The sequence below is a fragment of the Burkholderia sp. Ac-20345 genome, from assembly GCF_017104825.1.
GTDB classification, from domain to species: Bacteria; Pseudomonadota; Gammaproteobacteria; order Burkholderiales; family Burkholderiaceae; genus Burkholderia; species Burkholderia lata_B.
This window is the reverse complement of record NZ_JAAGPO010000013.1, coordinates 70,455-82,238: the sequence shown is the minus strand read 5'-3', so window position 1 is coordinate 82,238 and position 11,784 is coordinate 70,455. Positions and strand designations below refer to the sequence as shown.

Here is an 11,784-nt window from a genome sequence, read left to right as displayed (position 1 = left end):
AGCCTGAAGTCACGAGCATGGCGAGAGAGTGACGCCAATATAGGACCGGTTTTTTCCAGAATCGATTACACGTGATTACGCGGCGCGGCGTGCCGGCAGCGCCTGTATCGGGGGCGAGCAGAGGTGTCCGGGCCGGGTAGTCTCGCCGCCCCGCAATGGCCATTTGAATGTGACATCGACGTCGGCTGTTCGCTGCCTGTGCCTTTGTACGACCAACCACAACAATCCTGCCGCACACCGCCGCGGCCAACCCCGACAAGATCAAGAGAGAGAAACGATGGCGACCGAACCCGGGTTGCGGGACAGCATGCATGTGCGTAGTACCCGCGACGGCAGCCCGTCATGTGTGCGCGGATGGGTAACGGCCGGGCCCGCGCCTCGAGCGAATCGAGGGCTGGCATGAGCGACAAACCCGTTCTTGCCGCCGGCACACCGTGCGAACCGGCCGCGTCGACTGCGTCCCTGATGGCGCTGGCCTGCCTGATCGTCTTCATGGCGCAAATGGCGACGACGGTGTACCTGCCGTCGCTGCCTGTCGTCATGCGCGAACTGAAGATGACGCAAGGCGGCGCCGAGTTGTCCATCTCCGCCTATGTGATCGGCGCGGCGCTGCCGGTGCCGTTCTGGGGCGCCGCCGCGGAACGCTGGGGCAGGCGTGGCCCGCTGCTGATTTCGCTGCTGCTGTTCGTCGCCAGCAGCCTGCTGCTCGCCAGCTGCACGCTCGCACCGGCGCTGCTCGTGTTGCGCGCCCTCCAGGGGATCGGGGGCGGCGGTGCGGCGATCATCGCCAGAATCATCGTTCGAGACAACTGGCGCGGCGACGAACTGGCGCGACGCCTCTCCGTGTTGTCGATCGCCTTCATCACGGCGCTGGGCGGCGGCCAGTTCGTCGGCGGGCTGATCGGCCGATACACTCACTGGCAAACGGGTTTCGTGCTGATGGCCGTCATCGCCGCGCTCGCGATCGGTCTGTCGTACGCGTTGCCGTTGAAGGCGGGAAACCGCACCGCTGTCACGTCGGGCATGGCCGGCACTTACGGGCTCCTGCTGCGGCGCCCGGGCTTCCTGTGGCCAGCCTGCGCCGGCGGGTTGGGGTTCGCGACGATCGTGACCTTGCAGGAAGTGAGTCCGTTCGTGTTCCAGGAGTATTTCAAGCTGGCCGTGACGAGCTTCGGCAGTATCGGCCTGCTGCTCGGCATCGCCTATTTCAGTGGGGCAATGCTGGTCAATCGCCTCGTGAGACGGGTCGGTGGGGTCCGGCTGATGCAAGCGGGCGCCGCGCTGGTTGCGTTGGCAACCACGTTGATGCTGGCGTCATGGCTGGGCGGCCTGCTGGCCCATTTCACCGGCCTGTGGATCTTCATCGCGCTGTATTGCCTCGCGATTTTCGGCCAGGCGGTGCTGTTTCCCAACAGCATGGCGACCGCCGTCAGCGATGCGCACGAACATGGCGCGCACGCGATGGCCTTGTGCGGCTTCCTGCAGCAGGGACTGGCGGGCATCGCCGCGACAGCCGCGGTGCTGCAGCACCATGGCGGCACGTGGACGCTCGCCGTGTTCGTGCTGGGGGCGCTGACGTGGCTGGTGGTGCAGGTCAAGGTGAGGGGCAGGTAGGCGGCAGGCGTCAACGGATGGTTCATCGGCCGCATGCGTCTTCCGCGAAAGCAGCGGTGTGCCGCGGCGCACCCGCCATGAGTTGCGCCGCGTCGCCCGAACGAAAGATTCGTAGAAGGCATTATCTTGTTCGTCGTTAGCCTGGCTTTCACTACGAATTCAAAGGTATCGGCGTCGAAAACCGGAATCGCAGCATCATTGGTAAATGGTATTGATACGCGCGGGACGGCAACAATCAAAATCAATATTTAATAAAGCAAATAGTATCCGCCGCTTTATGCCAGCTTCAGGCCCGCCTCACATCGTTCGTCCCGCCCGGCCCGCGCCACGCAACGCCTCGGCCTGACAACACCAGGCCCGCCAGGGACATTCCGCCGATGCAACGTTGCCGATACCGCCATCGCGGCCGACGAGACCATTTCAGATTTCTCACCAAACCATGAATCGATTAACATCGATGACAGCAAAAATTAACCTGTCAGAAAATATCTTGTAATTATAAAAATGACCTTCTAGCATCCCTCTGCGGTTCGTGACATGTCTTAGATCAAGGTTTGTATTTGATGCATTCCTCGAACATCACCCATACATAGCCGGGGGATTACATGAAGAAACTGTCTCGTCTGCTGTCCATCACCGCGATTACCGTCGCGAGTCTCAGTGCTTTTGCCCAGGCCGGTGACCAGTCGGCTACGGTCGACAAGGCCCTGCAACTGATCCAGCAGAACCCGTCCGCCTTCAGTCTCGCAACCGGCGGCACAACACGCGCGTTGAAGTTCGCAGGGCCGCAGGCGAGCGCGCCGACGGATGGCGATCAGTTCCAGGTGCGCGACGTGATCGTCGATCCCGACGGCACCGAGCACGTGCGCTTCGATCGCTTCTACGCGGGCCTGCCCGTGATCGGTGGCGATGTTGTCGTCCATTCGAGCAAGGGGCAGTTGAAGCAGGCGAGCGTGACGCAGCTCGCGCCGATCAGTCTCGCCGGCAAGATCGGCAAGGTCGGAGACCGCTCCGTGGTACGCAACGCACCCGACGTCGGCGCCGCCCGGGTCAAGCGCATCGCAGCCGCGCGTTTCGACTCGGACGTGCGTCGCGTCGATGACGCGGAACTCGTCGTGTTCGCACGCGACGTCACACCGACGCTGGCCTACGCGGTGCGCGTCTACGGCAAGGCGACCGACACGCATGGCGATGCCGTGCTGTACTACGTCGACGCGCGAACCGGCACCGTGCTCGACGCACAGGACCTGATCAAGACCGCCGCCGCGACCGGCACCGGCCGCTCGTTGTACTACGGCAACCTGACGCTCACCACCGACCAGACGGGCACGAACGCGTACCGGATGCTGGATCCGAGTCGCGGCTCCGGCTCGGTCTACGACGGCCGCGGCCTGACCTCGGACGACGTCGAGCAGGCGACTGACCTGCCGATCTTCACGAGCAGCACGAACGTGTGGGGCAACAACACGACCACTGACCGGCAGACCGTCGCCTCAGACATCGATTATGGTCTCGCACTCACTTGGGACTACTACAAGACTACGCACAACCGCAATGGCATCTTCAACGACGGCCGCGGCGTGAAGAGCTATGCGCACGTCGTATTCAATACCGGTAGCGGCACGACCGGCGCGAATGCGGCATGGCTGTCGTCGCACGTGATGGTGTACGGTGACGGCCAACCCGGCACCAGCCTGCCGAAACCGGTCGTTTCAGTTGACGTCGCCGGACACGAGATGAGCCACGGCGTGACCGAGGCCACGGCCAACCTGAACTATTCGGGCGACGCGGGTGGCCTGAACGAGTCGACGTCCGACATTTTCGGCACGCTCGTGAAGTACTACGCCAACAACCCGAACGATCCCGGCAACTACGTGATCGGTGCGCGCGTGGTGAGCGGCGGCTTGCGCAAGATGTACAAGCAGGATCTCGACGGCCGGTCGTTCAGCTGTTACCCGTCGGGTGGATTCTCGTGGTCGAATCCGCGCCATGATCCGCATTACACGTCGGGTGTCGGCAACCGCCTGTTCTACCTGCTGGCCGAAGGCCCGACGGTGCCGTCGACCGATACCGGCCTGACGAAGGCGAAGCTGGTCTGCAACGGCGACACGACCTTCAGCGGCCTGGGCCGCGAGAAGGCCGGCAAGATCTGGTACCGGACGCTGACCGTGTATCTGAACGCCAACTCGAGCTACCCGAACGCACGTCGTGCTTCGATCCAGGCGGCGAACGACCTGTACGGCGCGAATTCGGCCGAAAGTGCCACGGTCGCTCGCGCGTGGAGTGCGGTCGGGGTGAATTGATGGCGCTTGTGTCAGTGCGGTGAACGCCCGGAAATCGTGTGGCGGTATTGCGTGCCGGAGAAAGGGGAACCGATCGAAGCCACGAGACACTCACGCGAATGACGGGCAGAGGTTGATCGGCCGCCTGCGATTGCAGGCGGCTGATTTTTTGTCGCACGCTTCATCGGTCCGTCCGTTATTCAGCGTTGAAGCGCCGAGCCGGAGGCAACCGGGCTGCTTGCGCCCGACAGGTTGCGGATCGCGTGATGGCCGCCGGTCCAGTCGGGCTTCGTGCGCGTGAAACGCAATCCGCAGAATCCCCACTTCAAAGTCTGTTTCCGTGATCGCACGCGGCTGCCTCGCGCCGGGCGACGATGCCCCGGTCCGCGCCGGCATTCCGCGATGGGGTGAACATCGGCCACGGCGTGCTGGTGCCCGCATGAAATCGCCGTTCACGAATCGCCCCTGCGCGGAACGCGACTTGGCGCGGTTGTGTTTGGCATTTACCCTTGGTGACGCATCCGCAGTATCGCCAGAACCTGGGGTTCGGGAAGAACGGAAGAGGGGGAGGAGGAGCGCATCATGACGGAAGCCATTTCCGGCGGCTGCCTTGACCGATTCGTGATCGGTGCGACTTGCCGGCACCCGATTCAGCATACGCTCACCGAGGCCTGCGACCTCCTGTTCAGCACGTTGACCCATCACGCGGAGCCGTTGTATCTGGATGGCGGGCGTGGCGGATCGTCCCGGTACCACGCTCGGGCGGCAAACAGCACGTTCGTGTTGTGCGTGGCCAGCGGTGCACACGCGTACGAGCTGACCCGGACACGCCATTCCATCGGCCTGGGCTGCACGGACGTCCGATTCGTACGACCCGTTTTCATCGGCGATACGATCTGGGCGGAAAGCGAAACCGTGGGCCGCTGCGATACGGGCAACGAAGGCACCGTTATCGAGTTCGAATGTCGTGTCTACAATCAGCGCAACGAGTTGATCATCAAATTCCGGAGCCAGTGGTCGATGTCAGTGCCAGCATTGCCGCTCCAGTGACGAACACCCGCGCGTTGCGCGCGATCTCGCACACCCGGCGGCAGACGCGCGGTTCACGCGCATGCGGTGAGCGTTGGTGCTACCGTATGCGCGTGACATCAGAGAAAAGTCTCCCGCGGTCATGCGGCCGATCCGATGTGCCGGCCGCGCAACCGGTGACCAGGAAAAACGGCTTCAACTGTTCGTTTCACGGACAGGATTCCCATAAAGACATGCCTCCCCGATAAGCGACGGGCCGACCCGCGCCTACGTGGAGCGAACACAGTACCGTGTCGCCGCAAGTCGATCGCTGTCGCGAGCGCTCGATCGAGCGACCGGACGGAAGGAGACATCATGAGTGCGTTGAGCGTGCACGGTTTGACCCGCCGGGTCGACCTTTTTACGTTGCGTCTGTTTCTCACGGTCGTGGAGGAGCGCCAGATCCGGCGCGCCGCGACGCGGGAAAACATCGCGCCATCCGCCGCGACGAAGCGTGTGCAGGACCTCGAGGACATCGCCGGCGTGCAGTTGCTCGAACGCATTCCGAACGGGGTCGTGCCCAATGCGGCGGGTGAAGTGCTTGCACGCTATCTACGACAGATGTTCGAAAACTTCGAAGACATGCGGCGCGAGCTCGGCGAATTTTCGGCGGGCGTGCGCGGACACGTGAGCGTTGCGACGACAGGGGCCAGTGTTGTCCAGTATCTGGGGCGAGAATTTGGTGAATTCGCACGCAACTATCCGCAAGTTGAACTCGAATTGAAGCAGGAACCCAACACCAACCTGGTTCGAGCCGTGACGACGGGCGACGTCGATCTGTGTGTGTACGTGGTGAGCGGCGACGTGGACGACACGCTGCTGGATACGCTGCCTTATCGTACCGACAGCTTCGTCGCCGTTGTTCCGCGTAATCATCCGCTCGCGGAACAACGCACGGTGAAGACCATCGATCTCGTTCGCGAGCCCTTCATCGCGCAACCGGTCAATACGACGCTGATGTTCAAGGTCAACGAAGCCGCACATGCGCTCGGGGAGACGATTCGCGCACGGTTCACGGTATCGGGCGCCGACGTCGCGCTGAGTCTGGTACAGGCGAGCCTCGGCGTGACGGTGCTGCCGGAATGCATGGTGCCGATGGACAGCCGCGACCGGTGCGCCGTCCTGCGCATCCAGGAGCCGTGGGCCGTACGGGTGCTGCGGGTCGGCACCCGAAAAGGCAAGGCCACGACCTCGGCCACGCGTGCGCTCATCGACCAGCTGACCGGGCGCCCGAAGGCCGCGCCGTCGTCAGGCCCTCTGGCCGATTGATCGATGGGGCGGGCGCGGCCTTATCGCTGCGCGCCGAAGCGCTCCATTTCCCCGATTCCCGTTTCTGATTCCCGGTGCTCGACCGCGCGGCCGCCGCCCTCTGGCGTCGCATCGCGGTCGGCACCGCGTCGTCCGTCATCCTGACCGGTTCCAGACAACGCATGGCCGGCCGCGCCCGACGTTCGTGAACCGCGAACGGCGGCCTCGCAATTCGTGATTTGAAGATGCAGCGTGCGCCTCATAGCATTGATGGCGCCACCGACGCTCGCACGCAATGCGAATGCGCGGCGGCCGCCGGCGGCCCGGTACACGGGCCATGCTGAATGAAAAAAGGAAAGGCATTGCGACCTTCCAGACACGGAGACAAAGGAACCATGCGTCAATTCGATTTGCAGGCGGTGATCGACGAAGCCCGATTCGGTCGATTCCATGCCGTCGTTCTTTGCTGGTGCATCCTGATCATGATTCTCGACGGGTACGACCTCGCGATCGTCGGCATTTCGCTGCCGCTGATCATGAAGGAGATGCACATCACCCCCGTCACCGCAGGCGTCATTGCCAGTTCGAGCCTGTTCGGCATGATGGTCGGCAGCATCCTGCTGGGTAGCATCGCCGACCGTATCGGGCGCCGCCCGGCGATCGTGCTGTGCGTACTGCTCTTCAGCGTGTTCAGCGCCGCGGCCGGCGCGGTGGGGGGCGCCGTCGCGTTTTGTGCGTTGCGGTTCCTGGCGGGACTGGGTCTCGGCGGCATCGCCCCCACGTGCGCCGCGCAGATGACGGAGTATTCTCCGCGCCGCATGCGCAGCATGCTCGTTTCGCTGATGTTCGCCGGCTATTCGGGCGGCGGGGTGCTGGCGGCGCTGCTCGGCAAGAGCCTGATGGAAAACTACGGGTGGCGGTCGATCTATTTCGCGGCGGCGGTGCCGATCGTGCTGGTGCCGGTGATCTGGCGCACGCTGCCGGAATCGCTGTCGTTCCTGGTGCTCAAGGGCCGTGATGCGGAGGTGCGCAGGATCGCGCAACGGCTGATTCCCGGCCATGTGCCCCAGCCGGGCGACCGCTTTGCGATGCCGAAGGAGGAGGCCGGGCCGACGAGGCTGCTCGGCGCGCTGTTCAGCGAAGGGCGCGCGTTCAGCACGCTGATGTTCTGGGTGACCTGCATCACCAATCTCTTCATGGTCTACGGGCTGAGTTCGTGGCTGACCAAGCTGATGGCGTCCGCCGGCTACAGCCTCGGTTCCGCGCTGACGTTCGTGATGGCGATGAATCTCGGCGCGGTGGTCGGTGCGATCGGCGGCGGCTGGCTGGCCGATCGCCTCAATATCCAGCGCGTGTTGATCGGCATGTACCTGCTCGCGGCCGTATCGATCGCGCTGCTCGGCTACAAGGCGCCCACCGCGTTGCTGTACGCGGTCGTGACCGTCGCCGGCGCCTGCACGATCGGTACGCAGATCGTGGTCTACGCATACGCGGGCCAGTTCTACCCGACGAACGTGCGTTCGACCGGCGTAGGCTGGGCTGCGGGTATCGGGCGCCTCGGCGCGATGTTCGGCCCGATCCTCATCGGGGTGATCGTGGGGCTCGCGCTGCCGCTGCAATTCAACTTCTATGCGATGGCGGTTCCCGCGGTGATCGGCGCGTTCGCCGTCGCGCTCGTCAACGACAGGTTGTCCGACCGCGTCAGGCGTGGTGCGCCGCAGCGTGGTACAGGCGAGCTGGGCGCCGCTGGCGAGGGCAGCGCCTAGCGTGCGGTGCGTATGCCAGCGCACCGAAGTGTTTCACCGGCTCAGTAATCCGAAGATTCTGACAAGTCGACAATCAAACCAAGCGAACGGGAGTTTCACATGAATCGCATGAAAGGCAAGACGGTCATCATCACGGGAGCCGCGAGCGGCATGGGCGCGGCGGGGGCCGGATTGCTCGCGCGCGAGGGCGCGAACGTCCTGGTGACCGACATCCGCGCCGACGGCGCGGCGCAGGTGGCCGCCGGGATTCGCGAACAGGGGCTGAGCGCCGAGCACTGCGGCCTCGACGTCACCGACGAGGCGCAATGGCAGACTGCCGTCGGCAAGGCGCTCGCGACGTGGGGGCGAGTCGACGTGCTCGTCAACAACGCCGGACTGCCCGGCACACCCGATACGTGGGAACAGGCGACGCTCGACGGCCTGAACAAGCTGATCGAGCTGAATCTCAACGGCCAGTTCCTGGGGATCAAGACGGTCATTCCGGTGATGGAGCGCGCCGGAGGCGGATCGATCGTCAACATGTCGTCGATCGCCGGCATGATCGCCTTTCCGGGGCTACACCCGGGCTATGGCGCATCGAAGGGGGCGAACCGGCTGCTTTCCAAGTGCGCGGCGATCGACCTGGCCAGCCGCGGGATTCGCGTGAACTCGATTCACCCGGGCGTGATCCGCACACCGCAGAGCGAATACCTGTTCGATGATCCGGAAGTCATCAAGGTCATCCACTCGAAGATTCCGCTGGCGCGCGCGGGGCGGCCCGAGGAAGTCGCAAACGTGGTCCTGTTCCTCGCCAGCGACGAATCGTCGTACGTGACCGGCGCGGAACTCGTGGTCGATGGCGGGTTTACCGCGCTCTGACGCAAACCGTCCGGGAGCCCGTTTCATGAAGGGCATCGCGCAAACCGATGCGCGATGCCCTCTTTGCTTCAGGGTTCAGATGACCTGCCGCGCGCGCAGCGCTGCCACGTCGCCGGCGTCCATCTGCAGCCACGCTTCGAGCACGGCCTGCGTGTGCTGGCCAAGCCGGGGCGGCAGGCCGGCCTCGGGCTCCGGCACGTCCGACATCTTGATCGGATTGCCGGCGACCTGGATCGGTCCCCAGACCGGGTCGTCGAGCGTCATCAGCATGTCGCGGGCGGCCACGTGCGGGCAGTCGAACAGGTCGGCGACATCGTTCACCACCGAGGCCGGCACGCCGCCGTCGCGCAACGTCCGGACCGCATCCGCACGTGTCCGCACGGCCAGCCATGCATCGATGTGCCGGTCGAGCGCCTCGCCGTTGGCACGGCGGGAGATGCCGTCTGCGAAGCGAGGATCGTCGGGCAGTTCCGGTCGGCCGATCACGTCGCAGAAGCGGCGCCAGATGTGTTCGCCGAGCACGGCGATGACGATGTAGCCGTCGTTCGCGCGATACGTACCGAACGGTGCGGTGACCGCATGCACGCCGGGCGGCGTGGGCTGGCGCAACGCGGAATACATCGCGACGGAGATCTCGTTCTGGATCAGCGAAGCGTCGTATAGCGAAATGTCGACCTTCTTGCCGCGGCCGGTGCGCTGGCGCTGATAGAGCGCGAGCAGCGCGCCCTGCATCGCCAGGATCCCGCCTTGCAGATCGGCCAGCGAAAAGCCGAGATAGGTCGGGCGATCGCCGGTGCGCTCGGGCCGGTACATCAACCCGCTCATCGCCTGCCCGACGATGTCGAATGCCGGGTAGTCCGTATACGGGCTGGGCTTCACGTCGGTGTGGCCGAACCCGGAGATCGCGACGTAGATCAGGCGCGGATTGTGTTCGCGCAACACGTCGTAGCCGATGCCGAGCCGGTCCATGACGCCTGGGCGCAGGTTCTCCACGACGATGTCGGCTTCGCGCGCCAGCTCGATGAAGATCCGCTTGCCGTCGGGATGCTTCAGGTCGAGCGTGACGCTCTTCTTGTTGCGGTTCGAGCGCAGAAACGACAGGCCGTGCGCGACGCCGTTCGCGTCGGTCTTGACGGGGCTCGTGCTGCGGGAAAAATCTCCGCCTTCGCGCGATTCGACCTTGACCACTTCCGCACCGGCATCGGCGAGCCACATCGACGCATAGGGGCCCGCAATGAAATTCTCGACGGCGAGTACCCGCACGCCGTCCAGCGGCCGGTCGGCGGTGTTCGTTTGCCTGTTTTCAGGTGCGTTCATTGCAGGACCCCCGCGGTGCGCAGCGCGTCGATTTCGCAAGCGTCGATGCCCCAGTCGCGCAGTGCAGCCGTCGTATGGGCGCCGGGCGCGGGCGCGCCGCCGCGCAGCGTCGGCCGGGTCCGGCTGAAACGCGGCGCGGGCCCCGGCTGCACGATGCCGTCGACTTCGACGAACGTGCGGCGGGCAACGTTGTGCTGGTGATGCGGTGCCTCGGCCAGCGACAGCACGGGGGCGAGGCAGACGTCGGTGCCGGCTGCGAGCGCGCACCATTCGTCGCGCGTCTTCGTGGCGAACACCCGAGTGAAATGCTCGCGCAGCACCGGCCAGCCGTGGCGGTCGTGCTGATCGGGGAGCGGCGTGTCGGAGAGCCCCAGCAGTGCGAGCGTTTCGCGATAGAAGCGCGGCTCGTTGGACGCGAGTGACACGTAGCGATCGTCGCGCGTGCGATAGACGCTGTACCACGGCGTGCCCGAATCGAGCCGGTTGTCGCCGCGCCGGTCGCTCCATGCGCCCGCCGCGTACATGCCGTAGATCAGTGTCATCAGATGCGCGGAGCCGTCGACCATCGACGCATCGACCACTTGCCCGGCTCCCGAGCGTGAGGCTTCGAGCATCGCGCAGACCATGCCGAACGCGAGATACATCGCGCCGCCGCCAAAATCGCCGACCAGGTTGAGCGGCGGCACGGGCGGCCCGTCGCGTTCGCCGATCGTGTGCAACGCACCGCTCAGCGAGATGTAGTTCATGTCGTGTCCGGGCGCTTGCGCAAGCGGGCCGTCCTGGCCCCAGCCGGTCATGCGGCCGTAGACGAGGCGCGGATTGCACGCCAGCAGATCGTCCGGGCCCACGCCGAGCCGTTCGGCCACACCGGGGCGAAAGCCCTCGAGCGCTGCGTCGGCGGAGGCGGCGAGCCGCTTGACCAGTTCGACGGCCTGCGGCTGCTTCAGGTCGATGGCCACCGAGCGGCGGCCGCGGTTGAGCAGATTGAAACGGTGATCCATGTGCACGCCGCTGTCCGACGGCACGATGCGGTCGAGGCGCAGCACGTCGGCGCCCATGTCCGCCAGCAGCATCGCGCAGAACGGGCCCGGCCCGATCCCGCCGAGTTCGATGATTTTCAGACCGGCGAGCGGTCCGGCTCCTGCGTTGTCTTTCAAGATTGTCTCCCGGTGTCATTCTGTCGCGCAGCCGTCCGGCCCGGAGCGTGCCGGCCCGGTTGCGGGCCATGCGGAAATACTAGAAGCCCGCGATGAGCGCCTCAAGTGACGATTCGTGAGCGCGCGAGTTCCGGAATACGAACACGTCGCGACGGCATCGCATCGCGGCAATTCGTGCATCGTGAATCGCGGATTCGCAAGTCACGACTTGAGCGTTGCAGGATGCGCTGACTAACATCATCGTCATTGCGCCGCACGCCAAGGGCCACCAGTCGAATGAACAAATGGCCTGCTGCTTCGCTGCATTAACCGAATAATTAGAAATACAAATGAGTAGATAAGCATGGAGGGTGACATGTATTGCTTCGCCTGTCCGGCGCTGTCGATAGCGAGAAAGCCGGAGACGCGCCGGGCACGATGGTTGCATTCAACCGCGGAATCATTCACAAGTTCCAGCGCCCGACCGCGTCGAGC

General features: G+C 64.7%; 10 protein-coding genes. 6 read left to right on the top strand and 4 right to left on the bottom strand.

Annotation, left to right across the window (positions count from 1 at the left end; all coding sequences use genetic code 11):
* Nucleotides 1–399: 399 nt before the first annotated feature.
* Both G3O06_RS08815 and G3O06_RS08810 read left to right on the top strand, forming a co-directional pair.
* Nucleotides 400–1,614, top strand: coding sequence for an MFS transporter (locus tag G3O06_RS08815; RefSeq protein ID WP_241019629.1), 1,215 nt, complete (start codon nt 400–402; stop codon nt 1,612–1,614).
* Nucleotides 1,615–2,219: 605 nt separating this feature from the next.
* A complete protein-coding gene (locus G3O06_RS08810) occupies nt 2,220–3,917 on the top strand; it encodes a M4 family metallopeptidase (RefSeq protein WP_174966894.1) in 1,698 nt (565 codons plus the stop codon).
* A gap of 179 nt (nt 3,918–4,096) precedes the next feature.
* Here G3O06_RS08810 and G3O06_RS49645 read toward each other — a convergent pair whose 3' ends face one another.
* Nucleotides 4,097–4,225 (bottom strand): hypothetical protein, encoded by a 129-nt coding sequence (locus tag G3O06_RS49645; protein ID WP_277403702.1) that lies wholly within the window; start codon nt 4,223–4,225, stop codon nt 4,097–4,099.
* 253 nt (nt 4,226–4,478) lie between these two features.
* On the opposite strand from G3O06_RS49645, the gene G3O06_RS08805 reads away from it, so the two are divergent.
* Complete coding sequence (locus G3O06_RS08805; RefSeq protein ID WP_205815748.1) at nt 4,479–4,946, top strand: MaoC/PaaZ C-terminal domain-containing protein; 468 nt, start codon at nt 4,479–4,481, stop codon at nt 4,944–4,946.
* A 333-nt stretch (nt 4,947–5,279) separates the two neighbouring features.
* A complete protein-coding gene (locus G3O06_RS08800; protein ID WP_174980226.1) occupies nt 5,280–6,233 on the top strand; it encodes a LysR family transcriptional regulator in 954 nt (317 codons plus the stop codon).
* A 20-nt stretch (nt 6,234–6,253) separates the two neighbouring features.
* Here the strand turns inward: G3O06_RS08800 and G3O06_RS08795 are convergent, their stop codons facing one another.
* Nucleotides 6,254–6,664: a hypothetical protein gene (locus G3O06_RS08795; protein ID WP_205815747.1), complete on the bottom strand. Its 411-nt coding sequence runs from the start codon at nt 6,662–6,664 to the stop codon at nt 6,254–6,256.
* On the opposite strand from G3O06_RS08795, the gene G3O06_RS08790 reads away from it, so the two are divergent.
* Both G3O06_RS08790 and G3O06_RS08785 read left to right on the top strand, forming a co-directional pair.
* Entirely contained in the window at nt 6,608–7,978 is a 1,371-nt protein-coding gene (locus G3O06_RS08790) for an MFS transporter (RefSeq protein WP_205815746.1), read from the top strand. The genes G3O06_RS08795 and G3O06_RS08790 overlap by 57 nt on opposite strands.
* Nucleotides 7,979–8,077: 99 nt before the next feature.
* A complete protein-coding gene (locus tag G3O06_RS08785; RefSeq protein ID WP_205815745.1) occupies nt 8,078–8,836 on the top strand; it encodes a glucose 1-dehydrogenase in 759 nt (252 codons plus the stop codon).
* 75 nt (nt 8,837–8,911) lie between these two features.
* Here G3O06_RS08785 and G3O06_RS08780 read toward each other — a convergent pair whose 3' ends face one another.
* Entirely contained in the window at nt 8,912–10,153 is a 1,242-nt protein-coding gene (locus tag G3O06_RS08780) for a CoA transferase (RefSeq protein ID WP_174996794.1), read from the bottom strand.
* Entirely contained in the window at nt 10,150–11,310 is a 1,161-nt protein-coding gene (locus tag G3O06_RS08775) for a CaiB/BaiF CoA-transferase family protein (protein WP_205815744.1), read from the bottom strand. The genes G3O06_RS08780 and G3O06_RS08775 overlap by 4 nt, the downstream gene beginning before the upstream one ends.
* Between the last annotated feature and the right edge of the window lie 474 nt (nt 11,311–11,784).

Coding starts and splice junctions, on each gene's coding strand:
- G3O06_RS08805 (WP_205815748.1), top strand. CDS start 4,479: ATGACGGAAGCCATTTCCGGCGGCTGCCTTGACCGATTCGTGATCGGT.
- G3O06_RS08795 (WP_205815747.1), bottom strand. CDS start 6,664: ATGGAATCGACCGAATCGGGCTTCGTCGATCACCGCCTGCAAATCGAA.
- G3O06_RS08815 (WP_241019629.1), top strand. CDS start 400: ATGAGCGACAAACCCGTTCTTGCCGCCGGCACACCGTGCGAACCGGCC.
- G3O06_RS08785 (WP_205815745.1), top strand. CDS start 8,078: ATGAATCGCATGAAAGGCAAGACGGTCATCATCACGGGAGCCGCGAGC.
- G3O06_RS08780 (WP_174996794.1), bottom strand. CDS start 10,153: ATGAACGCACCTGAAAACAGGCAAACGAACACCGCCGACCGGCCGCTG.
- G3O06_RS08810 (WP_174966894.1), top strand. CDS start 2,220: ATGAAGAAACTGTCTCGTCTGCTGTCCATCACCGCGATTACCGTCGCG.
- G3O06_RS08800 (WP_174980226.1), top strand. CDS start 5,280: ATGAGTGCGTTGAGCGTGCACGGTTTGACCCGCCGGGTCGACCTTTTT.
- G3O06_RS08790 (WP_205815746.1), top strand. CDS start 6,608: ATGCGTCAATTCGATTTGCAGGCGGTGATCGACGAAGCCCGATTCGGT.